This is a genomic window from Vibrio sp. 10N, assembly GCF_036245475.1.
GTDB lineage: Bacteria > Pseudomonadota > Gammaproteobacteria > Enterobacterales > Vibrionaceae > Vibrio.
In genome coordinates, this window is the sequence record NZ_BTPM01000002.1 from 885,373 (window position 1) to 909,482 (window position 24,110).

22 protein-coding genes are annotated in these 24,110 nt (G+C 45.4%); 5 read left to right on the top strand and 17 right to left on the bottom strand.

Annotated elements, in window-relative coordinates; translation table 11 throughout:
• Nucleotides 1-241: 241 nt before the first annotated feature.
• Together AAA946_RS20120 and AAA946_RS20125 are read left to right on the top strand one after the other, a co-directional pair.
• Nucleotides 242-790 (top strand): cupin domain-containing protein, encoded by a 549-nt coding sequence (locus tag AAA946_RS20120; RefSeq protein ID WP_445206114.1) that lies wholly within the window; start codon nt 242-244, stop codon nt 788-790.
• A 25-nt stretch (nt 791-815) separates the two neighbouring features.
• Complete coding sequence (locus AAA946_RS20125) at nt 816-2,303, top strand: aldehyde dehydrogenase (protein WP_338166538.1); 1,488 nt, start codon at nt 816-818, stop codon at nt 2,301-2,303.
• A 98-nt stretch (nt 2,304-2,401) separates the two neighbouring features.
• On the opposite strand, the gene AAA946_RS20130 is transcribed toward AAA946_RS20125, so the two are convergent.
• Both AAA946_RS20130 and AAA946_RS20135 read right to left on the bottom strand, forming a co-directional pair.
• Complete coding sequence (locus AAA946_RS20130) at nt 2,402-2,902, bottom strand: DUF3299 domain-containing protein (protein WP_445206115.1); 501 nt, start codon at nt 2,900-2,902, stop codon at nt 2,402-2,404.
• A gap of 204 nt (nt 2,903-3,106) precedes the next feature.
• On the bottom strand, nt 3,107-4,453 hold the full coding sequence (locus AAA946_RS20135; protein ID WP_338166539.1) for a metal-dependent hydrolase family protein: 1,347 nt from the start codon (nt 4,451-4,453) through the stop codon (nt 3,107-3,109).
• A 282-nt stretch (nt 4,454-4,735) separates the two neighbouring features.
• Here AAA946_RS20135 and AAA946_RS20140 point away from each other — a divergent pair, with 282 nt between their 5' ends.
• Nucleotides 4,736-5,683: an AraC family transcriptional regulator gene (locus tag AAA946_RS20140; protein WP_338166540.1), complete on the top strand. Its 948-nt coding sequence runs from the start codon at nt 4,736-4,738 to the stop codon at nt 5,681-5,683.
• Between the two features lie 252 nt (nt 5,684-5,935).
• Here AAA946_RS20140 and AAA946_RS20145 read toward each other — a convergent pair whose 3' ends face one another.
• The 10 genes from AAA946_RS20145 to AAA946_RS20190 all read right to left on the bottom strand — a co-directional run bounded on the left by AAA946_RS20145 (nt 5,936) and on the right by AAA946_RS20190 (nt 16,008).
• Complete coding sequence (locus AAA946_RS20145) at nt 5,936-7,048, bottom strand: NADH:flavin oxidoreductase (protein ID WP_338166541.1); 1,113 nt, start codon at nt 7,046-7,048, stop codon at nt 5,936-5,938.
• Between the two features lie 200 nt (nt 7,049-7,248).
• On the bottom strand, nt 7,249-7,632 hold the full coding sequence (locus tag AAA946_RS20150) for an MAPEG family protein (protein WP_338166542.1): 384 nt from the start codon (nt 7,630-7,632) through the stop codon (nt 7,249-7,251).
• Between the two features lie 362 nt (nt 7,633-7,994).
• Nucleotides 7,995-8,417 (bottom strand): Hsp20/alpha crystallin family protein, encoded by a 423-nt coding sequence (locus AAA946_RS20155; protein ID WP_338166543.1) that lies wholly within the window; start codon nt 8,415-8,417, stop codon nt 7,995-7,997.
• 112 nt (nt 8,418-8,529) lie between these two features.
• Nucleotides 8,530-9,072, bottom strand: a complete 543-nt coding sequence (locus tag AAA946_RS20160; protein ID WP_338166544.1) for a cupin domain-containing protein — start codon at nt 9,070-9,072, stop codon at nt 8,530-8,532.
• A 46-nt stretch (nt 9,073-9,118) separates the two neighbouring features.
• Nucleotides 9,119-9,961 carry an ABC transporter permease subunit gene (locus tag AAA946_RS20165; RefSeq protein ID WP_338166545.1) on the bottom strand — a complete coding sequence of 281 codons (843 nt, stop codon included), beginning with the start codon at nt 9,959-9,961 and terminating at the stop codon, nt 9,119-9,121.
• Nucleotides 9,958-10,875, bottom strand: a complete 918-nt coding sequence (gene potH / locus AAA946_RS20170; RefSeq protein WP_338166546.1) for a putrescine ABC transporter permease PotH — start codon at nt 10,873-10,875, stop codon at nt 9,958-9,960. The genes AAA946_RS20165 and potH overlap by 4 nt, the downstream gene beginning before the upstream one ends.
• On the bottom strand, nt 10,872-12,014 hold the full coding sequence (gene potG, locus AAA946_RS20175) for a putrescine ABC transporter ATP-binding subunit PotG (RefSeq protein ID WP_338166547.1): 1,143 nt from the start codon (nt 12,012-12,014) through the stop codon (nt 10,872-10,874). Before potG ends, potH begins: the two co-directional genes overlap by 4 nt.
• 53 nt (nt 12,015-12,067) lie before the next feature.
• Entirely contained in the window at nt 12,068-13,177 is a 1,110-nt protein-coding gene (locus AAA946_RS20180; protein WP_338166548.1) for an extracellular solute-binding protein, read from the bottom strand.
• Nucleotides 13,178-13,253: 76 nt separating this feature from the next.
• Nucleotides 13,254-14,618: an aspartate aminotransferase family protein gene (locus tag AAA946_RS20185; protein WP_338166549.1), complete on the bottom strand. Its 1,365-nt coding sequence runs from the start codon at nt 14,616-14,618 to the stop codon at nt 13,254-13,256.
• Nucleotides 14,619-14,676: 58 nt separating this feature from the next.
• Complete coding sequence (locus AAA946_RS20190) at nt 14,677-16,008, bottom strand: glutamine synthetase family protein (protein WP_112462557.1); 1,332 nt, start codon at nt 16,006-16,008, stop codon at nt 14,677-14,679.
• Between the two features lie 288 nt (nt 16,009-16,296).
• Between AAA946_RS20190 and AAA946_RS20195 the strand changes: the two genes are divergently transcribed.
• On the top strand, nt 16,297-17,655 hold the full coding sequence (locus AAA946_RS20195; protein ID WP_445206125.1) for a glutamine synthetase family protein: 1,359 nt from the start codon (nt 16,297-16,299) through the stop codon (nt 17,653-17,655).
• A 14-nt stretch (nt 17,656-17,669) separates the two neighbouring features.
• The gene (locus tag AAA946_RS20200) at nt 17,670-18,947 is read left to right on the top strand and encodes an NAD(P)/FAD-dependent oxidoreductase (protein ID WP_338166551.1); all 1,278 of its coding nucleotides are present in this window, start codon (nt 17,670-17,672) and stop codon (nt 18,945-18,947) included.
• Between the two features lie 99 nt (nt 18,948-19,046).
• Here AAA946_RS20200 and AAA946_RS20205 read toward each other — a convergent pair whose 3' ends face one another.
• The 5 genes from AAA946_RS20205 to AAA946_RS20225 form a co-directional block, all read right to left on the bottom strand.
• Entirely contained in the window at nt 19,047-21,032 is a 1,986-nt protein-coding gene (locus tag AAA946_RS20205; protein ID WP_338166552.1) for a flavohemoglobin expression-modulating QEGLA motif protein, read from the bottom strand.
• A gap of 2 nt (nt 21,033-21,034) precedes the next feature.
• Nucleotides 21,035-22,075, bottom strand: a complete 1,041-nt coding sequence (gshB, locus tag AAA946_RS20210) for a glutathione synthase (RefSeq protein ID WP_338166553.1) — start codon at nt 22,073-22,075, stop codon at nt 21,035-21,037.
• The gene (gene maoP / locus AAA946_RS20215) at nt 22,075-22,425 is read right to left on the bottom strand and encodes a DUF413 domain-containing protein (protein ID WP_338166554.1); all 351 of its coding nucleotides are present in this window, start codon (nt 22,423-22,425) and stop codon (nt 22,075-22,077) included. The genes gshB and maoP overlap by 1 nt, the downstream gene beginning before the upstream one ends.
• A gap of 476 nt (nt 22,426-22,901) precedes the next feature.
• Nucleotides 22,902-23,156: a Gfo/Idh/MocA family oxidoreductase gene (locus AAA946_RS20220; protein ID WP_338166555.1), complete on the bottom strand. Its 255-nt coding sequence runs from the start codon at nt 23,154-23,156 to the stop codon at nt 22,902-22,904.
• Nucleotides 23,157-23,183: 27 nt separating this feature from the next.
• Nucleotides 23,184-24,092 carry a LysR family transcriptional regulator gene (locus AAA946_RS20225; protein WP_338166556.1) on the bottom strand — a complete coding sequence of 303 codons (909 nt, stop codon included), beginning with the start codon at nt 24,090-24,092 and terminating at the stop codon, nt 23,184-23,186.
• Nucleotides 24,093-24,110: the final 18 nt, after the last annotated feature.

Sequence of the window (24,110 nt, forward strand, 5' to 3'; positions counted from 1 at the left end):
ATCTTAGTTGAACTGTTTATAGTTGAATGAATGATTGTTTCTTTTACTAAACACCGCTAAACACCCATACCGCTTAATGTAAATGCAATGTTATTAAATATTAAACAAAATTGACTATAGAACGTTCTTTTGAGCTGTGCAATGATAAAATTATAAACATTTTCTGGATTTTTGTGTTTAGTGAGCTAGGATTGTGTTTAGTTTACTAATCACTTCGTGTCTTCTAGGGAGCATTCATTTCATGGAAATGGAGATTGGACCAAGATTCAAAGCGCTACGAGAACGCGCGGGACTCTCACAAAGAGAACTCGCAAAACGTGCAGGCGTCACCAACGGGTTTATTTCACAAATAGAAAGTAACGCGGTTAGCCCGTCTGTCGCTTCTCTGAGTAAATTGCTCAGCAAGATCCCCTCTTCTATGGCGGAGTTTTTCGCCGTCGATGAGCCACAACCAGAGCAGTTCTTCACTCGACGTGCTGAACAACCCGAAATTGGTCGCGGTAAGATCAGCTATCGACAAATTGGCCATTATCACGAAGATCGCCACATCGGCATGTTAAGAGAAACGCTCGCTCCCGGTGCCGATACCGGTCAAGAGATGCTCAGTCACGAAGGACAGGAGTGTGGGGTCATCGTGCAGGGCGAGCTTGAGCTCACTGTTGAAGAACAAGTCACCCGTTTAGTCGAAGGCGACAGCTACTATTTTGATAGCGAGCGCCCTCACCGATTTAGAAACACCACTGATGTGGATTGCGTCATTATCAGTGCAAACTCACCGGCAAGCTTCTAACTAAAGGAATTAAGGAAAGATACTTATGGACAATATGACATGGCATGACAAAGCAGAGGCATTGAGTTTTCGAACTCAAGCATTCATCAATGGTGAATTTGTCAATTCGGCTTCCGGCGATACGTTTGAAATTATTAACCCAGCGACTGGGCACTCACTCGCCCACGTAGCTCGCTGCAGTGAACAAGATGTTAATACGGCAGTTGAAGCAGCGCGCGCGGCATTTGAAAGTCGCGTGTGGAGTGGTTTAGCGCCTAGTGAAAGAAAAGCGATTTTGCTCAACTACGCCAAACTGATCGATGAGCATAAAGAAGACTTCGCGCTACTCGAGTCGCTCGACATGGGCAAACCTATATCGGATGCAATGGGCTATGACGCCCCAGCCACAGCGCGCTGTATTCAGTGGAACGCTGAAGCCATAGACAAAGTCTATGATGAAGTTGCACCCGTCACAGAAGATGCACTCGCACTCGTCACTAGAGAAGCGCTTGGTGTCGTTGCTGCCGTTGTGCCGTGGAACTTCCCAACTGTCATGGCGGCATGGAAAATTGGCCCTGCACTTGCCACAGGTAACTCGGTGATCGTTAAACCGTCGGAGAAATCCCCGTTGACCGCTATCCTTTTGGCCGATCTTGCCAAACAGGCTGGGATCCCTGCCGGTGTATTCCAAGTGCTCCCCGGGTTTGGGCACGAAGCGGGGCAAGCGCTGGCGCTTCATAACGACGTCGATTGTATCACCTTTACTGGCTCCACCGCTGTCGGCAAAAAGCTGCTCTCTTTTGCTGGAGAATCGAATCTCAAACGCGCCTTTATGGAATGTGGCGGTAAAAGTCCCCACATCGTGCATTACGATGTCAAAGATATAGAAAAAGCCGCCGCTACTGCTGCATCCGCTATTTGCTATAACCAAGGCGAAGTCTGTACCGCAGGCTCTCGTTTGCTTGTTCACTCTTCGATTAAAGACGAGTTTGTCGCGCTGCTGTTGAAATACATGGAGAAATGGCAGCCTAATGACCCACTCCTAGAAGATACGCGAGTTGGCGCGATTGTCGACGCCTCACAGTACGAACGCGTGCTTAGCTACATTGAAATCGGTCAAGGTGAAGGAGCAACCCTTGCCTTTGGCGGACAACCTGCCATGACTCACACTGATGGCTACTTTATTCAGCCAGCGGTGTTTACCGACGTCACCCGTGATATGAGGATCTTCCAAGAAGAAATTTTTGGCCCTGTTCTTTGTGTCACGACCTTCGACTCGATCGAAGAAGCAATTACCCTCGCCAATGACAGCGACTACGGCTTAGCGGCGGGAATCTGGACTTCAGATATTTCTACAGCGGTTCGCTGCTCTCGAGCACTGCGTGCAGGTACCGTGTTCGTTAATAACTGGGACGGCGGTGATATGACTATGCCGTTCGGTGGTTACAAGCAAAGTGGCAACGGCCGTGATAAGTCACTTCACGCGCTGCATAAGTACACGGAAATGAAATCTACATGGATTGAGTTGGACTAATTCGTCACAAGACTTTTATTGCTGTATTTCACATTAATCATATAGGTGCTCATTTCTGTGAGCACCATTTTAGTGAACAAGACATTAGATAGTGGTGATTATTGGTAAACTTCAATTCGATTACCATCAATCACATACGCGGTATCCGCGAGCTCTGAGCTGCTGCTTTCTGTCCTGAGCATACCGAAGACGTAAACCACATCCCAGATTTCAGTTATTGCCACACCCTCTTTAAATCTCACTCGAATAATTTGGTTCGGTGGCGGTGGTGGAATATGAATACAGGCTCCAAAATAAGGTACCAGCAAGAAATCTGTCACCAGCTCATCATCCCCCTCAAGCGGTATGACGAAGCCGGCTATTTTGACCTCAGTACCATCGAGCTCTTGTCGCACAGTATGCACTTGAGATTGTAGTGCCGCTCCCCCCGTGTGATCGGTGATTAAATTCTTGGTTGGAATATTTCTTTCTTGCTCTGGTATCAAATCTATCCAATGCAGTCTTTGTACATCTGTTTCAATGTCAGCAAGCGCAGTTTGTGGAGGTAAGATGGTTAACATCAAAAATATTAGACTTAAGAGTGTTTTTAAATGTTTCATATCATTCACTAATCTTGTTAACGTCAACACTCCGTTGTCAATTTCCATCCCTCTGTCGAATATATTTTCTAACTAAATAGTCGTTCAAAATATGATTCAGCATTCTAGTCATTCATTTACTTAAGTTATTTACTTGTCAATATTCAGCTAAATAAAAATCAACAAGTAAACAACTCAGGCAAACTCAAATCAGTTGTGTTCCAGCTAATCATTTGAAAGTGAATTTTTGTATATTTTCCCATCTTTCATAATTAGCACAAAGTTCTTATCCGCATTGGCAACCAGTTTAATATCCACTAAAGGGTTACCATCAACCAAAACAAGGTCGGCTAATGCGCCTTCTTTTATTACGCCTAACTCACCAGGATAGGGATCACGAGGACCACTTAGCTTGAGGAGCTGAGCGTTGTCATGCGTCGCCATTTTTAAGATTTCCCAAGGTTCAAACCAAGGTGTTAGCTTAGTTAAGAACTTACCTTGTTTGTTGGCGAGTGATGGGTCAAACAACATATCAGTACCAAACGCAATCGGCACTCCGTATTTTTTAGCAAGCTCGATGCCTCGTGCAGTGCCTTTGGTCACCAATTTAAACTTGGCTTCTTGAAAAGAACCTGGAGGAAAAGGAATGGCATCTTCATCATCGAAGATTGGCTGCATACTCAACCATGCCCCTTTCTCTGCCATCATCTTAAAAGTTTCTTCTGAGAGGAGGTTGCCGTGTTCGATACTCTTAACACCTGCTCTTAATGCGGTTTGTGCTCCTTTGTTAGTAAATACATGCACCATAACGTACGTATTCCAGCTTTCTGCTACTTCAACCGCCGCCTTGAACTCGTCATAAGTGTATTCTGCAACATCAATCGGGTCATAGCTTGAAGACACCCCGCCACCAGCAGCCAGTTTTATTTGAGTGGCACCCAGTCTCAACTGTTCTCGCACTCTTTTGGTCACTTCAGGCACACCGTCAGCAACAATAGCAAGACTGTTGCGCTCTAAGTAGTTTAACGGGTCAGTGCTATTGGCTGGTACATCAAAGCGTCCACGGTAATCGAAGTGTCCCGCGGTTTGACTGATCGGGCCGCCTGAAGGATAAATTCTCGGTCCATTGATTAAGCCTTTATCGCTCGCTTGTTTGATAGCAAAAGGGTTTCCTCCTGCATCCCTAATCGTTGTAAACCCTCTCATTAACGTCTTATTTGCACCATCAGAAGCAATGAGGGTCAAGTATCCAAAATCCGAGTTCATGAGTTCACTCATAGAGGCATTGGCAAACATCGTATGCCAATGGGCATCAATTAAGCCTGGTATTAGTGTTTTACCCTTAGCATTAATGACGGTAGCATCTTCTGGGACAGATACTGTTTTACCAATCGATATAATTTTATTTTCTTCAATTAGTACGCTTACGCCTTTTTGAAGATTTTTTTTCTCGCCGTCAAATACGTTTGCATTTGTTATTACTGTCGATGCTGCTTCTACGCCTATAGACACCGCTAGTAACGATAAGCTAAAGCAAAACTTAGCTATTTTAGTTCTTTTTGAATCTACCATAATGCGTTTCTCTATCAAAAAATATCATCCAACAAGGTAATATTGGTTCGCTATTAATCTCAGCTAGAAAAAGATTTATAACCAATCTATAAACGTGAACTGTAAACCACGTATTATTACCCGCTTCAATGGCAATTATTATAGTTAGGACTCTTAACGTGAAAAGGTCACTTTGCGCCAAAGTGTCTATAATAGATACTGAATGAGAATACGTTTTTCCTAATGATTGCTTTGATTTCATTGATAAACGCTCAGTTCATAAAATGGCAGAGAGACACGAAAATGGAAAATCTTAAAATTGCTCGGAACGCGATTTTTTACCCTGTTTATCAAACACTGTACGATTTCAATGTAAACGTTTCAGAAAAACTGAATTACTCTCTAGTAAACCAAGATACTTCTAGCGATGATGACTCTTGGGTGCTTATCGACGAATTGGTCGCGATCTTACAAGAGCTCCCCCATGAAAAACGTCTCGACATCCTTATTCAAGCGAGCAAAGCTTTTGATATTTCCTTAATTACCGATGAGCTGAACGAAGAGAACAGACCAAGCACACTTGGACAAGCCTTAAACGTATTGCTTCCCAAAATCCCTTATATAACGTCTCAAGCGAAGACTTGGCTAAGCTACGGGGACGATCATAAGTGGTATCTTTGCCACGACAGTGGTTACTCCAACAAGAGTATTGGTAAAGCGGATTTTGATATCTATAGAAACCTGCAACTGATCGCTTTTTGCAAACTCTATTTAGGAGCGGACTGGGAACCTGATTTTATCTGGGTCACGGGGAAAATTACGCCTTCACTCATCCAATCGAGATTGAAGATTCAAGTTATCGATGGGCATTCTTTTTCTGGTTTCTCTATCCCACTCTCTGAAAAGATAGAACCCACTAACGACGAAAGCGATTGGTCTCTTAGCAAATCAATTTCACTGATTCTCGAGAACTATCTGCTAGTGGAAAATATGTCTATACACTCTTTCTCAAGACTTATAGGCATGAGCTCGCGAACTTTGCAAAGACGGCTGCATTCTGAGCAAATCTCTTTTAGAGAGCTGCTATTAGACTCTCGACTGAATCATGCCATAAAGCTATACAACACAGCCCCTAAATTAAGCAACGAAGATATCGCCATTCGCTGTGGGTATACCGATGTTTCAAACTTTAGAAGAGCGTTTAAAAAGCGCTATGGGGTAACATTGAATCAATATAGTAAGCGTATTTGAATACAAACGAGTGCAAATGAGCTCGCTCGGGTTGCTCAACGCCTGAGCTAAGCACTGCTTGTCGGGCGCATGTAAGTAGAGGGGCAGATGGTTGTAACCCGCTTCTAATGAAGAATTGACCGGCAATACCAATTTTTGGGTGCAAGCGCATTTACCAAAAGAAACAGAAACGCCCGATGGGTACATCAGGCGTTCTAACATAAATAGCATTAACTAAATTAGGGCAAGTAGTGGCGGACTATTTAATAGGTTTTAAAGCCTAGCCAGTTGAACTTTTCTCTCTTTATTTACCACGCAGAAGTTACCACGTTTTGTACGGCACTTAGAGCAGCGCTCGCACTCAACAGGTGCTCGATCGCCCTCTTTCCATCTCTTAATGAGTTTTGGCTCAGAAAGAAGTGGACGTGATAGTGCAAAGTATTGAATGTCTGTCGTATTGGCGAGTGCTTCGATGGCAGCAATGTCGGTTAAACCACCAACCGTAATAACGGGAATCGATACATCTTGGCTTATGACTTGCCCATACTGGTGGAAGTAGCCCTCTTCTTGAATACTAAAGCCATCATGTTCTTCACCTACCATCGTATTGGCTTTTCCGTGGATATTGCCAGAGATCACAATGGCATCGACACCGATTTCTTCGAGCTTCTTGCACACTTTGCGGGTCTCTTCAAACGTGAGGCCCCCGTCAAAAAACTCAGTAGCAGTCAGTTTAACCAGAATCGGAAAATCGGTACCCACAAGATTGCGGCATTCACGATATATCTCAAGCAAGAAACGCATGCGGTTTTCTAAACTACCACCATACTCATCATCACGACGATTGTAATACGGGCTCAAGAACTGGTTGATGAGATACGTGTGCGCAGCATGAATCTCCACACCATCAAAGCCTGACTGTTTGGCTCTTAATGTCGCTTTCGCGAATGCGGCAACGATGTAATCAATATCAGATTTGGTCATCGCTGTACCTTGGGTTTTAGTCCCCATCTCAGGTACATCACTCGGTGCGAAGATAACGCGCTCGCCAACGTTATAGGTCGTCTTAGTTCCGCCATAGGCTAGCTGCATAACGATTTTAGAGTCGTTGTCGTGAACCAAACTTGTTAGCTTTTGGTATTCTGGGATAAACGAATCGTTATACATCCCCATCATGCCGGCGTTGGGTTTTTCTTCTTCAACAATGTTAGCGTAGCCAGTGACAATCAAGCCAACCTCGCCTTGAGCTAGCTCTTTATAGATGGCATACAACTTATCGGTCATATGACCATCTTCCGTCGCCATGTTTTCCCAAGTCGCGCTTCTCATAAAGCGGTTCTTAAGTGTCAAATTGCCAATGCGGCTTTCTGTGAACAAGTGGCTCAAGTCCAATCCCCTCAAAGTATCGTTAAGCTTATTGCTGAAAAAATCCAGTGAGCCGGGATAGTACAGGGAACGCGGGCATAAAATATTAATCTAGATTAAGGAATTGGCGCCCTGAATAATTGAATGGGGGAATGTTCTTATGAAGTGTTCACTGCTACACAGAGAAACCACCTGCGACTTAAGCATACTCAATAGTAGCTTCACAAACACTGTCCCATAATGGCAAACGAACACGCTATCGCGATAAACCAAGAGATTGAGCGAAGTGTACTCTTATCAATTAAGTAGAGGGCGTGATAGATGACTCGAAACACGATATGCACGATTGCGAGTAGTTGTACGCTTTCAGTCGTCGTCTCTGTTGCTATCGCAAGCAATATCGCTATCCCAAACACCAACAAAGATTCAAAAGCGTTCTGGTGGGATGCTAAGGCTCGTGCACCAAAGCCTTCTAAACGAGATTGCTGTTCTCTAGGGTGATTATTATCGTATCCACCCTCTTTTGCCATCGCGACCGCCAATGGGATTTTGACTAGGTAGGGAAGAAATGAGGCGAAAATTAAACAAAGAATGAGTACCGTCACGTGAATGTCCTTTTCGTGGGTATAGGGTTAGACACCTCATTCTAAAGGCTTTTTGGAAACATTTCTCTGATAGCCGACACATAGCCACATCGATACCAACCCTAAAGGCACTGTTCTTTCCAGTTTTCTGAGTATGTTAGGAGCAGAACAAGCATATGGCCTTAATATTCTACTTATAGGAAAATGCAGTGCCAGTTATCTTGAATTAATCAGTGAAATAATTGAACGCGACTGGTTAGACCTTCTTCGTTTTCGTTAGGATGACAAAGGTGGCACGCTGGAACCCACCGTTGGATAGTTGATTAACTCTCTGAAATAAAAAAAGGTCTGGATCATACCCAGACCTTTTCATCTATTGACGCCTAGCTGATATCGATATTTTTCGAACGACTTTCTGTAGGCTCGATTTTTGGTACCACAACCACTAGAACACCATCGGTAAACTCAGCGTAGATATCATTAGCATTCACATTGTTACTCAAGGTAAAACTGCGAACCATTTTACCTTGATAGCGTTCTTTATGAATGTACTTATCTTTCTCAGTTTCTTCACGAGTTTCAGTTGTTGACGCTTCGATAGTCAGCATTCCTCTATCGCAGGACACAGAGATGTCTTTTTTATCTACACCTGGTAGATCTGCAATGATTTCAAACGCAGTCTCTTTTTCAATGACATCGACATTAGGAGAAAACTGCCCATGACTCCAGCGTGTATTGAAAGTAGGTAGTGCATTATCAAAAAAATGCCCAAAGTCAGACCACGAATCTCTTGGTAACAAGCTCATATGAACCTCCAACCTTGTGCGGATACCCACTTAAAGTTTAGTCGGACTCTGACCAAAGCTCTGGCTGTTTTTAATCCTAATTGATCTATATCAAGAATGATTTGATAAGAAACTAGAAAGTAGGCGGTGTAGCAGCACTAATGAGCTCACACTCAACTTTTCCTCGATTTCTGAATCGGTGAGGTTTACGAGTCTCGAAGTAATACGAGTCTCCCGCTTTAAGCACCCGGATTTGACTGCCCACGGTAATTTCGATTTCTCCGCGAATGACGACGCCGCCTTCCTCTCCTTCATGCTGCATGAAGTCGGTACCGGTGTCTGAACCTGGTGGGTAAATTTCTCGGAGAATGGCGAGCTCTCTGCCTTCTCGCTTGGCGCCGACAAGCAGCATTTTGATGGTGCCGTCACCTAGATCTGCCATTTGATCCGCGTTGAAGAAGATTTCGTCTTTGGGTTCCACATCTAAAGTGAAGAATTCACCCATAGAGATGGGAATGGCATCTAGGATCTTTTTTAGTGAACCCACCGAGGGGTTCACTAAGTTTTGCTCAATTTGAGAAATCATGGAGTTGGTGACACCACTGCGCTTTGCCAGTTCTCGTTGCGATAGTCCGCGCATTGTGCGAATGGTTTTTAGCTGTTTCCCTACATCCATGAATATCTCTCCAAATTGATTTTATTATCAGCAAGTTAGCTCCGTTTTACTGCTGACTCATCTTCATTTCTAGCAGCCTACGCTTTTCTGCCTTTGCCATCAACCACCACGCGATAAATGTGGCACATGAAACCGCTAGTATCGTGAGCGTCGCCAGTGCATTGATCTTAGGGCTCACCCCAAGTCTGACGCTAGAGAACACGACCATAGGTAAGGTCGTTGCACTTGGCCCTGACACAAAGCTCGCAATCACGAGATCGTCTAAAGACAAGGTAAACGCCAGCAGCCAACCAGCCAAAATCGCCGGCGCAATAGAAGGTAGCGTGATTTGGAAGAACACCTTCCAAGGCGGTGCTCCTAAGTCCATTGCCGCTTCTTCTATCGAGCGATCCACCTCTTGCAGCCTTGAACTTACAACAACGGTCACATAGGCAGTACAGAAGGTTACATGTGCTATCCAAATAGTCATCATGCCGCGTTGACTGAAGATGTCGAACGCCTGCCCCATCGCAATAAACAGCAGCAATAGTGACAAACCCGTGATCACTTCTGGCATAACAAGAGGCGCAGTGATCATAAAGGCAAAGCCCGTCTCACCCTTGAACTTACCGAATCTGTTAAGAACAAAGGCGGCGATAATGCCAAGAACTACAGCAGCACTTGCTGATAAGAACCCGATGATAAGGCTGAGTTTTACACCACCCATTAGCAAGTCGTCTTGCAGTAGCTCAGAGTACCACTTAAATGAAAAGCCAGACCAAACCGTTACCAAGCGGTTTTCGTTGAACGAATAGATGATCAGAATCAGGATCGGCAGATAAAGGAACGCAAAGCCTGCGCCCAATATCAACCATTTCAGTTTGCTGTTGTAAACTGGGATATCGTTCATCCTTGAGCCTCCAATTCACGTTTTTGATAGCGGTGGAACCATAGAATTGGCAGCATCAGAATAAGCAGCATCACTATGGCGACGGCGGAAGCCACAGGCCAGTCTCGGTTATTGAAGAACTCTTGCCACAAGACCTTACCTATTAGAACGGTATCGGGGCCACCTAGTAACTCTGGAATAACAAATTCACCTACGGCTGGAATAAACACCAGCATAGAGCCTGCGATGATGCCCGCTCGTGTCAGTGGAACCAGCACGGTAAACAGCGTTGTCATTGGTTTAGCGCCCAAGTCACTCGCGGCTTCAAGCAGTGAATAGTCCACACGCATTAGCGCCGTATACAGCGGTAGCACCATAAACGGCAAATAGGTGTAGATGATACCAATGTAGACGGCGGTATCTGTGTGTAAGATTTGCAATGGCTCGTCAATAACGCCAGACATCAGCAAGACATTATTAAGCAGTCCGTTATTTTTTAGGATGCCTATCCATGCGTAGACTCGAATCAGGAAACTGGTCCACGAAGGTAGGATAATCAGCATCAAAAGGACATTACGAGTGCTTGGTGAAGAGTGAACAATCGCCCAAGCAATCGGAAAGCCAATGATTAAACACAGTACCGTTGAAATAAAGGCGATTCGAATCGATTGAATGTAAGAGGATGCGTAGAGATCATCTTCAATTAGGTACTGGTAGTTGCCGATATTGAGCAATAATTGCAACTGCTGCTCGGCATAGCTCCACAGCTCTGAATACGGCGGGATGGCGATCTGTGCTTCTGCAAAACTGATCTTAAATACGATAAGAAACGGCAGCAGGAAGAACAGAAGGAGCCACCCGTATGGTACAGCAAGTAGCAGACACTTAGGCGTCGGTACCACGCTCCAAATATTAAGTTTGGCTGGTTTCTTCATATCTTAAGTACCACACAACTTTCCTTGTCCCAGCAAAGATTGACCCTTTGCTCCCATGTAGGCATTCCTTTCCTAACACGACTGGTGTTTTGCAGTGTTGCGGTCACCAGTTTTCCTGAGTCTAGTCTGACGTGATAGATAGACTGGTTGCCCATGTAGGCGATATCTTCCACAATGCCACTGCAATGATTTGGCGACGGATTCATAGGGTCGCACAGCGTAATTTTCTCAGGTCTCACCGCAATCGACACTGGAATACCTGGCGCGCCGGAGATACCGTGGCTGATGGAGATCGGACTGCCCATATCCGGTGTGCGAACGGTTGAATGGTCAGCTTCGTTGGTTTCAAGCACGCCTTCAAAGATGTTGACCGAACCAATAAACTTGGCGGCAAATTTGGAGTTCGGGTGCTCGTAAATCGCCTCTGGCGAACCAATCTGTACAAACTGCCCTTTGTTCATAATCGCGATGCGACTTGCCATGGTCATGGCTTCTTCTTGGTCGTGGGTGACCATCACACAGGTCACACCAACGCTTTCCAAGATATCGACCACCTCAAGCTGCATCTTTTCTCTTAAGTTTTTGTCTAGTGCGCCCATTGGCTCATCAAGTAGCAACAGTTTTGGCTTTTTAGCGAGACTTCTTGCCAGCGCAACACGCTGCCTTTGTCCGCCAGATAGTTGATGTGGTTTGCGCTTGGCAAAATCAGTCATTCGTACCAGCTCGAGCATGTGCTTTACCGTCGCGTCGATCTCTTTGCTTGGCATGCCGTCTTGTTTCAGACCAAAGGCAATATTCTTCTCCACCGTCATGTGTGGGAACAGCGCGTATGACTGGAACATCATGTTCACCGGGCGTTTGTAGGGCGGAATGTCAGCCAAGTCTTCGCCATCGAGGATAATTTGGCCGGCCGTTGGCTGATCAAAGCCTGCTAACATGCGAAGCAGCGTTGACTTACCGCAGCCAGAAGCGCCAAGCAGTGCAAATAATTCGCCTTGATTGATGGTGAGATCGATGTTGTCCACGGCTACGTGACCATCGAAATCCTTAGTCAGACCTCGAATTTCTAGAAGTGGTTTCGGTGGCACTGGGGCAACGTGTTGATGGTTGAGCTCTGTATCGAGTGACATCACTGTCATGGTAGTCTCCAAGCAAACGCGGCGACCCAAGTTGGGTCGCCAAATAGTACTAATCAGTTTTTAAGGAAGTCGGTCCAAGCGCGAGTCATGGCACGAGATGTTTTGTGTGGCAACATCTTCGAGCTATATAGCTTCGCTTGCGCTTCTTCTGTTGGGTAAATTCCTGGATCTTCGAGAATTTCTGCGTCGATAAACTCACGCGATGGTGGGTTCGGGTTCGCATACCAAACATAGTTACTGATCTCAGCAATCACTTCTGGACGAAGCAGATAGTTGATAAACAAGTGAGCATTCTCTGGGTGCTTCGCCTCTTTTGGAATTGCCATTAGGTCGAACCAAGCCAATGCGCCCTCTTTAGGAATCGAGTACGCAACTTCTACACCATTATCTGCTTCAGCAGCGCGATCGGCCGCTTGAAGAACGTCACCCGACCAACCGATCGCCACACAGATATCACCGTTTGCTAGGTCATTGATGTATTGCGATGAGTGGAAGTAGGTCACGTATGGACGAACTTGTTTAAGCAACTCCAAAGCGTCTTTCTTGTAGTCGTTTGGATTGGTACTGTTTGGATCTTTGCCGATATAATTCAGCGCAGCCGCCATGATTTCGGTAGGCGCATTCAAGAAACCCACACCACACTTATTGAGTTTTTCCATATTCTCAGGCTTGAACACGAGATCCCAGCTGTCGACAGGGGCGTCTTCACCAAGTACTGCTTTCACTTTCTCAACGTTGTAACCAATACCCGTGGTGCCCCATAGGTAAGGGACAGAGTAGTCGTTACCTGGATCAACAGTTTCAGCAAGAATACCCATCAGTTTCGGATCAAGGTTCTTGTAGTTAGTCAGTTTAGACTTATCGAGTTTTTGGAAAGCCCCCGCTTTCGCCTGACGACCTAAGAAGTCGTTACTCGGTACAACAAGGTCAAAGCCTGTATTACCCGACAAGATCTTCGCTTCCAATACTTCGTTTGAATCGAATACGTCATACACGACTTTGATGCCGGTTTCCGCTTCAAATTTCGCGATGGTGTCTTCTGCGATGTAGTCTGACCAATTGTAAATGTTGAGGACTTTTTCCTCAGCAGCAAAAGATGTCATTGAGGTAAGCCCCATTGTCATCCCTAACGCCACACCAAAGTATGCTTTTGCTTTCTCCATTTGGATCTCCGTTTCCTGTTTGCTCTTTGGTTAATACCTTTATTGTGCTTTTCTAGGTATTGGGTAGTCTCGTCGGCTACTGCGAAACGTCGGCGAGTGTTTTGTCGAGTGCGAGTTTTGCTTTTTCGATGAATTCATCGATCTCGTCTCGGGTAATAATTAACGGTGGCGAACAAATCATGGTGTCCCCTACCGCTCGAAGAACGACACCTGAATTAAAACAGTTCTCACGACAACGCGTCCCTATATCGAGGTCTTTGTGATATCGCTCATTGGTTTGTTTGTCTTTGACCAATTCAATCGCACCAACCAAACCTTTAGTTCTTGCTTCACCGACCATTGGATGCTCTAAAAGCTCACTCCAACGTGCAGCAAAGTAAGGCGCGGTATCTTCGCGAACTTGGTTGATGATGTTGCGGTTCTGCATTTCCTTAATATTCGCTATGGCAACCGCACAGGCTGCCGGGTGACCAGAATAGGTAAACCCGTGCGCAAACTCAGTGTCTGCATCCGTCAGCACCTTAGCAACGTGGTCGCGCACCATCACACCGCCAAGCGGCAAATAGCCCGAGGTAATGCCTTTTGCCATACACATCAGATCTGGTTTGATGTTGTAAGTTTGGCTAGCAAACCATTCGCCTGTTCGTCCGAAACCACAGATCACTTCATCAGCAATCAATAGGATTTCGTATTTATCACAGATGCGTTGAATTTCTGGCCAGTAGCTGTCAGGCGGGATAATTACGCCACCAGCACCTTGGATAGGCTCAGCGATGAATGCCGCCACATTCTCTTCGCCAAGTTCAAGGATCTTCGCTTCAAGCTGACGTGCTCGCTCCAAACCAAACTCGTTTGGATCCATCCCTTGACCTTCACCGAAGTGATACGGCTGATCGATATGGGTAATGTTTGGCAGTGGCAAACCACCCTGTGCATGCATAAACGCCATACCACCAAGGCTTGCGCCCGCCATAGTACTACCGTGGTATGCATTCTTACGGCTGATGATAGTTTGTTTGTTTGGCTTGCCTAGGCTTGTCCAGTAGTGGCGAACCATGCGAACCACAGTGTCATTACACTCAGAGCCAGACCCGGTAAAGAACACATGATTCATCCCTTCTGGCGCGACTTCAGCCAGTAACGTTGAAAGCTCAACAGCAGGTGGATGCGTAGTCTGGAAAAACAGATTGTAGTAAGGCAGCTCTTTTAACTGATTCGTCGCCGCTTCAATAAGAGGCTCACAGTTGTAACCCATATTCACGCACCAAAGACCCGCCATTCCATCTAAGATTTTGTTGTCGTGCTCATCATAGATATAGATGCCTTCTGCACGAGTAATCACTCGAGAACCTTTATCGTTTAGTGCTTTGAAGTTAGTAAATGGATGGAGACAGTGTGCGCTGTCTTGCTCTATCCATTTTGAACCGTTTTGTACTGACATAAATTAATTTCCATTTCCTGCTGTTTAATTGATGCTCTGTTCGATAGCGTTGCCTTAGTTACACGTTTAAAAGTAAGAATTCTCGCTCCCAAGAACTAATAACTTGGAAGAAGGTTTTGTACTCCTTGCGTTTAATTGCCACATAAGCCGATACAAATCGGTCACCTAAGATTTCTCGTAATTCATCGCTGTTCTCTAGCAGAACCAATGCATCCTCTAGGTTGTGAGGAAGCGAGTATGGTTCCGTGGTCATGTCGCCGGTGCTTTTCGCCGTAGGCGTAAGCTTCTCTTTCATGCCGAGGTAACCACACGCCAATGTCAGTGCCATCGCCAGATATGGGTTAGCATCTGCACCTGCGTAACGGTTTTCCAAACGTCTTGAATCTCGATCAGACACTGGAACACGAAGACCGACGGTGCGGTTGTCTTCACCCCAAGCCACATTCGTTGGCGCCGAATCACCAAACACCAATCGACGGTAGGAGTTCACGTTTGGAGCAAAAAACGCAATTGCCGCCGGTGTGTACTTCTGCATACCGCCGATATAGTTCATGAACAGTTCGCTGTTTGAACCATCTTCGTTAGCGAATAGGTTTTTACCTTTATCATCAACTAGGCTTTGGTGAATGTGCATTGCACTGCCCGGCTCATCTTCCATCGGTTTTGCCATAAAGGTCGCGTAAACATCGTGTCTTAACGCAGCTTCACGCACCGTACGTTTAAATAGGAAGACTTGATCCGCTCTGTCTAACGGCTCGCCGTGGTCGAAGTTAAGCTCCATCTGGGCTGCGCCAGACTCATGGACTAAGGTGTCTACATCCAAACCCTGCGCTTCGCAGTAGTCGTACATGTCTTCGAAAATAGGATCGAACTCGTTAACCGCATCGATACTAAATGACTGCCTAGCCGTTTCTGGGCGACCGTTGCGACCAATCGGCGGCTCAAGTGGGTAATCCCAATCTAGGTTTTTCTGAACTAGGAAAAACTCGAGCTCTGGCGCGACAACTGGGTGCCAACCTTCTTTCTCGTAAAGACTCAAAACACGGCGCAACACAGCACGTGGTGAGATATCGACAGGGTTACCCTCTACGGTGTAGCAGTCATGAATCACTTGCGCCGTCGGCTCTTTTGTCCAAGGAACAAATCGAATCGTGTTTTGGTCGGGTTCCAGAGTCATGTCCTTCTCGGTCAGATCGATCATACTTTCATCGTCTGGCCAATCGCCGGTCACGGTCTGGAAAAAAACCACTTCGGGAAGACGCATGCCCCCTTCTCGAAGGAATTTTTTCGCTGGCATGATTTTGCCTCGAGCGTTACCCGTGATATCCGGGATCAAACACTCAACTTCAGTAATACGGTTCTCTTCTATCCATTTCCTAATCGTTTCCATAAATCCTTCTTTTCGTTACTCGCTCAACGAATTTATCAATAAGCTCCCATTTAGCATTGGCACCGACCTGCATAAATGTCAAACAATGATGTTAATTATTCTGCAACTTTTGAGATGATGATTAACATTTTAGATACATTAGTGTTGTATTTTACTGAACATTGTGTCTAAGGTTAAAAAGCAACCAACATGGTTGAGCCCAACTTAGGGCTTGATACATAAGGAATCGTTGGGAAAAGTGGAGGAGCCACAGTGGGAACCAGTCAACTTGCAAGTAGCGCAGACAACATCGAACCAATTCAACTTGGTCACGAAAAGCTTACAATTGAACGATTTATCGAACAGCATCCAGACGTCACCAGTTTGGATTTGATCCTGTTCGATATGAACGGTGTTGTTCGAGGCAAGCGTGTCCCCATCACCCAACTCAACAAAGTGTTAGAACAAGGTATTTGTCTACCCGCATCGGTATTCGCCCTGGATATTTGTGGAGAGACGGTAGAAGAGACTGGACTGGGTTTTGAAAAAGGAGACGGTGATAGGATCTGTCGAATGGTGGCAAGCTCACTCACGACCACGCCGTGGCAAGAAAACAGCGCGCAAGCGATTGTGACCATGTTTGAGCCAACCTCAAACCAACCCTTCTTTGCCGACCCAAGACACGTACTCGAAGTTCAGCTAGAAAAGTTTGCTAGTAAAGGTCTCAAACCTTGTATCGCAGTTGAACTTGAGTTCTATCTACAAGACCTTGAACCCGACGAAGCAGGCAACCCACAACCACCATTGATGCCAATCAGTGGCGAGCGAATGACGCAAACCCAAGTCTATTCCCTAGAAGAGCTAGACGAGTTCAAAGACTTCCTCGATGAGATCATCAGCACTTGTGAAGAGCAGAATATCCCAGCTGAAAACATCACAGCCGAATACGCCCCAGGGCAGTTCGAGGTTAATCTCAAGCATACTGATGATGTTCTACTCGCTTGTGACCAAGCCATGCTGTTAAAGCGTGTGGTTCGAGCAGTAGCGAAAAAGCATGGCTTCTATGCCAACTTCATGGCGAAACCTTATACCGAGTATGCAGGCAACGGCTGTCACGTGCATATCAGCCTGCGAGATGAAACTGGTACCAATGTTTTTGGTGAAGATGAAAGCATTCTTCTAAACGCCATTGCTGGCGTATTGGCACACCTTGAAGATAGTATGGCCATCTTCGCGCCTAACGCTAACTCCTATCGACGACTTCAGCCCAATATGTTTGTGCCATTGCACGCGACATGGGGATGGGATAATAGAACCGTGGCGGTGCGAGTACCCGCAAGTGGTCAATCCGATAAACGTATCGAACATCGACTCTCTGGCGCCGATGTTAACCCCTACTTGACCGTCGCGGTGTTGCTCGCGTCTATTCTCGACGGCATCGAAAACAAACTCACTCCACCAGACCCAATTGAAGGTGACGCTTCTTTGCTAGAGCTACCCATGTTGCCTATCTCTTGGGATATGTCACTGCATGAGTTCGCTAATAGCCAGTTTATGAAGCGCAGCTTTGGTGAAGAATTCTGCAAGGTTTACTTAGCAAACAAAAAACATGAGCAAGCTCGCTTCTCGGCGCAAGTCTCACCATTAGAATATCAGTGGTACAAGTAAAGTAAGGATACAAAATGAAAGTGAAGCACACAGACTCTTATTACGCGGCATCGCGAAATCAGCAATTCGATTTTCCTAAACTGATGGGAGATCATATTGCCGACGTCTGTGTTATTGGCTCCGGAATCACCGGAGCCACCGCCGCACTAGAACTTGCTAACAAAGGCTTTAAAGTGATCGTTCTAGAAGCCAATCGCGTTGGCTGGGGCGCATCCGGAAGAAGCGGTGGCCAAGCTATCTTTGGCTGGGCATCCGAGCAAGACACCTTAGAAAAGCTAGTTGGAAAATCAGATGCTAGAAAGCTCTGGGATATCTCAGTCGAAGCACTAGCGCTGACCAAATCCAACATCAACAAGTACAACATTGATTGTGATTGGCGAGATGGCATGGTGCATGTCGGTGTTAAACCTCGCCACGACAAAGAGCTCAAAGCTTGGTATGACGACCTTACCGAAAACTACGGCTATGAATCGCTTGAAATGTGGGATCAAGAAAAGACCCATCACCACATCGCGAGTAAAAAATACACTTCTGGGATGTTTGATAGTAACAGTGGCCATTTGCACCCACTTAATTACACGCTTGGATTAGTAAATGCAGCCAAACAGGCTGGCGCAGAGTTTTATGAAGATAGCGCCGTGACCAAAATCGAACACGGTGATCCTGCTACCCTATTCACAAAAAACGGCACAGTAAAAGCCAATCACGTCATCCTCGCTTGTAACGCCTATATGGATGGTTTGGAGACGAAGTTAGAAAACAAAGTCATGCCTGTAGGTACTTATATCTGTGCCACTGAGCCTTTAGGTGAAGAGGTCACCGGGGCGCTTATGAAAGATCACATCGCCGCTTGTGACATAAACTTCGTATTAGATTATTTCCGCTGCTCTGGCGATCACAGGATGCTATTTGGCGGACGAGTCAGCTATTCAGGCGTGGCACCGTTTAATCTCGAAAAAGCGATGCGTGGACGCATGGTGGATATATTCCCTCAGCTGTCCGATGCAAAAATCGATTATGCTTGGGGCGGTAATGTCGCTATTACCATGAACCGCGCGCCACACTTTGGCCGTCTAAAACCTAATGTCTATTTTGCCCAAGGCTTTTCCGGTCACGGCATCGCGGCAACAGGGATGGCAGGCACACTGATGGCGGAATGTGTCGCAACCACCGCTGAACGCTTTGCGATTTTTGATAAGATCCCGCATATGCCGTTCCCTGGGGGAAGGCTGTTTAAGACACCAGCTTTGGTGTTGGCGATGTCTTATTATCGCGTGAGAGATATTCTATAAAGAACATCCTAAGGTAATAAGGGGCAAAGGTGCCTAGTACCCTTACCCCTTTTCACTTTTTCCGTTATTAGCTCTGCTGAATTCCAGCGCAAACTGACACTAGCGCAATGAGTTAATAAGATACTCTAGTGTCGGTTCTAGCGTCCCACCTTTATCATCGAATCGATACTTTGGAGGGGTTAACCAGTCTCTTTCCACCATTTCACTTATCAAGTCAAGATACTTGATACTGCATTTACCAATCAGTAGATTATTTAAGTTGTTCTCTTCCTCGGCTCTTAGCATGCTTAAAAAGCCTGTGAGATAAAGGTAATCCTTGGTAAAGCCGCCACCACGATAAACGCGTGTCGTGGTCATAAATGCAGCGTCTTTTTGGATACCAAGCTCCTCGACTAGGTAAGAATAAGTATTGTAGAAGTTATGCTCCTTCAGCATTGAATCGACAGCCAATACGCGAGTCGAAAGGTCTTTCAACCTGTCTAAAGACATGTACCCAGCCTTATACTCCGCCATAATAGCCATACCTTCTTGGGTAAAGGTAGAGCCTGGTAAGCCCAACTGAAAGATTTTCAAGGCTTGTTGCTTAGCGTTGTACGTCGTCGCCATGTGTACACCTAGTTCATGCTGTATGAGTCGCTGTACTTCTTCATGGGTAAACGTAGCGCCCTTGTTCACAAACAACGTCGGGGGCACGGAACTCACCATCGCTCGTGCTGCAAGTGAGCTGGTTAGTGTTATTTTACACTTCATCCCCCAGTTTGTAGCGGCGACTTTCATTTGCTCTGCCGCTTCTGATGCTGAATATATTTCACTCGGCGCAGATGAAATATCCTTTGCATACATCAAAAACTTCGCATTGCTTACCGCTGCTTCATCGGGACGTCCATGATAAGCTAAGCTGTTGTATAGAAAGTTTTCTTGACCAACACTCGTGAGTAAATCGACTTTCTCGCTGAGTTTGTCAATCATGTCGCTATAGAGCTGACGCATGTCAGGATCAGCAATATTCTCTATTGGAAGTCTATAGAGCTGAAACTTAAACTCGTTCGCATTAATTGGAAGCTGTCGGTAGCGGTATTTAGGTTGATAGCGAGCCGCGTTGGCAAAAAACCGCTTCTTCTCACTTGGGATATTTGTTGGCGTCACATATTTCAGCGTCTCTACTTTGTGAGCCAATCTGTATAGAGCACGATCAACAGACAATACCGCAGGATCGATGGCTGAGCTTAACATGTCTGTCTTGCTCACTTTGGGCTTTCTATTGTAAATGCGCTGAAAGTAAGCACTGGTCTGGCTGAACGCTTCTTTAAGACCAGATTGTAACGCTTCTAGTACGAGTGGGTATGGAGTGCCACTCTCTTCTTCCATAAATACTTTTTTAACTTCTGTCGGAAGCACCAAAGTGCGGTCAAAGTTCGCATTAGTATGTGCAATAAGATAGCCACGCCCTTCAAATACTGAGTTTTCCTCAGCCGTTACTTGTATGTTTGGCAGTTCGATTTTACCAAGCTCTTGCAAGAAACGAGTGGCTGTCTTGCCCCATCTTTCACTATCAACCTGAGACGTTCCGACGTTAAAAACGGGCGTGCTCTTCTCTATCCGTTTGTAATTGTATGAATGGATGTCGAAAACAATGACGAGGCCAAACATCGACTCGAGCTTTTGTATCAATACAGAATATATCTGGTAAAAGGCAGCGTGCTTGGCTTGGCTATTCGTACGCTGTTTGGGAGGCAAAGGCCTATCCCAAACCTTTTGTTCCCACGCACTGCGATAATACGTACTCAGTGACATTGCACGATTCAAATCGTATTCAAATCTCGAGTCCAATCCAACTAGAGTAATCGGCTGAGAAGAAATCATGTCATCGGTAAATGGATCTTCTTCAAAATAACGTTGCTCTTTAGTCAGTAGACAATGTTTTACCAAATCTTCACGCAGACGTTCGCCTGCGTGAATTGCGGTACATACTACTGGTAAGTACTCGTCGATTTTTAGAATACAGCCGGTCTCAGCGACTTCAGCATGAAAAGTCGTGGTATTTTGAATACGTTGGAGAACCTCAGATACGGAGAGTTTTTCCATAATTAAGACTCGATTTGGTGCGCGTTTTGAACCGCAAGCCTAAATGCACTCTTTCTCTGCTGGAGAAGATCTTTGGAATGTACAATATTCTCAACAAAGTCAATGACCTGACGCTGTAATCGCACTCGATTGAGTTTATTGATACGCATAATGCCACCAGGACTCAGTACGTTAACTTCTACGAGCTTACTCCCAATTACATCCAGTCCAGTGAAGTAGAGTCCATCGCGAACCAACTTAGGGCCGATGGCCGCACAGAGTCGCTTTTCCTCTTTAGTGAGCACATGTTTCACTACTGTGCCACCGGCATGAATATTTGAGCGAATTTCACCTGAAGCAGGTACCCTCCTCATCGCACCGATAGGTTCTCCGTTCAACATCAAAATACGTTTGTCACCATCTTCGGCGCCTTCGATATAGTCTTGCAGGATCACATAGTTACTCGTTTCCCCTTCACCAATGTAAAAGTCGAGCAAAGACCTAAAGTTCTGCTGGGCATTTTTCTCTATGACGATGACACCATGACCACCATATCCGTTGAGCGGTTTAAGAATCATTTTCTCGCTGGTACTTTCTTCCAAAACGCGCTGTAAATAGTCGCGGTTTTTCGAAACGTGTGTCGCAGGAATAAACTCGCTCGCATTGCCACCCATACTCGCGGTGTAAAGCTTGTTGTTCGCTAGTCGCAGACCTTCAAGGTCGTTAATTATTAGCGTGTCATCCTTTATCGAGTCTAAAAAGTTTAGCGCTAGGTTATCCAGTGGTGGATTAGCTCGCATAAAGATTACGTCGAATCCAGCCATCGGTAGACGAGCCTTACGAAAGTCAGCATTACGATAGAAAGTAGGAATTTTATCGGATACTTTGCCTTTCTTTAAAACCTGACAGAAACCAAATACCGTACTATCTCTTATTGTAAGACCACTCGTTGTCGTAATCGCGACCGTATGACCTCGCAACGCGCACTCGTGAACTAAACGCAGAGTGGTATCTGTCTCGGGACAAACGCGTTCCCAAGGGTACATTAGAAAGCAAATATTCATTAATCGTCCTCAAGTGTTTCTACTATGTCGTCTTCTGATGCTTCGGGCTTATTGCGCCCATTGAGGGTATGAAACTTCTTTCTACCGCGCGCTAAGTTAATATATTTAAACCATGTTTTTTCTATCTTCGATTCTGGCTCCACTTCAAAGTGAGCGACTTTCACAAGACGTTTTTCTTCTTCATTTATCGCTTGAAGTTCGCCAGTTTCTAGACCTAGTAGTGTCTTTCCGTAAAACGTCAAAATTTCTTCTTCAGCTAGAGTGAAATCACCAGATTTAGCGAAGCCGCGAGGGAATTTGAGATTGTCATAGAATCTAGTTGCGCCTTGGCGTATTGAAGTTGGTGTCATAGATACCTCGAATTTACCAATGGGTGAGAAAACTTGATGAATCGAAAGGTAATTCTTTACAGAAAAATTAAAAGGAAATTTTCTTTGTCGTGAAGATAAATAATTTTTATGGAGGCAGTTGAACTTGCGTTTCCGCCCAATATGCCTGCATTTTGGTGATCGGTTAGACAAATAATCTAATTTGAATGGATATTGAATGACCAAGTTTTGGTCATTTATTTGATGGGTGTAACAGAGAGCAATTACGGTAGAAATAGAGGTGGGCAATATTACTTTTGGTGACACAAGCGTTTCATAAGCAACCTGTCAAGTAAGCAAGATGGCTTTCGCTGAGGTTCATGGATTCATTTGACGTCAAGAAAGTCTTATCAGCTATTGACGAATAAGCCTGACTGAGTCTAATAGGCTGGATGAGGGTGAGTATCAACATTCCGCTTGCCTCTACGAGGTCTCTAACAAGAAACCGACTAAAAACCCTATTTAGAGTTAAGTCCAACGATCGGATTGTAATTGTTCAATTGTTGTCGAGCATCCAACAAAGATTCCAACCTCACATTCAGCGCTTGATAGTCCGAATAAACCGCTTCTACCTGATACTCATTAGCAAACTGCTTTGCGCGCTGCCCGTTTCTGCTCGCGACCGCTTGAATGACTGCACCATCAGTCACAGCGATGCCTTTAGCAATATTATGGGCAATCCTTCCTGGCCCCATTACACCCCATTTGATCACAAATGCGTTCCTTACTTTTTGGATGATCTATCTATTAACGGTGCTGGCAACTTTAGCAATTTGATTTCGCAACCATTGATGCGCGGAATCGGAATTACGGCTTGGGTGCCACACCATACTAAGCCCATGCTCCGATGTGCCAAACGGCATTGGCAACGCTTTGACATTTAAGCCCTGAGAGAACTTAGTAAATGTTGAATGAGTAATAAGCCCAATGGCTTCGGTTCGACTGATCACGGGCAGCATATCTATCTCACCTGGCGCTCGGTAGACGATCTTTCGTTGTCCAAACTCAGGGAAGTCCTTTTCGCTAAAAAAACTTTGGCGAGTGTGCCAACGAGACATAACAACGTGTTGCTCAGCCAAGTATTCGTCCGTTGTTATTGTCTCGCCAGTTAATCTTGGATGATCATTTGCGGCGACCACATAAAGTTTCTCTTTGAAGATCTCTTTGGTTTTTAGTGTCGTCACATCAGCACGCGTTCTATCAATGACCAAGTCATAGCGTTGCAGTCGCAAGTCGGACTCATGATCTTCGGTAAATAGCGGGTGAACTTCCAGCGATACCTTAGGCGCAATTTTGGCAAACCTGACTAACAGTTCAGGTAATACGGCATAGTTTGCGGCAGAAACAGACGCAATAGAAAAGGTCTTGGTTGACGTTTTAGGATTAAAGTCTCGTGAAGCCTCTAGGGTTGAATTGAAGTTTTTCAGCGACGTTGCCAATGCAGGATAGATGTCATTGGCAAACGTCGTCGGCTCTACGCCACTGGCATTGCGATGAAACAAGGAGTCTTCATATATCTCTCGTAATCGCTTGAGTGCCTTACTTACCGCAGGCTGACTAATACCCAAACGTGTCGCGGCACTGGATAGACTCTGTTCTTCATAGATGGCTACAAAGACTGGGATAAGGTTGAGCTCGGTGTTTTTCATTATTACCTTTTTATCACC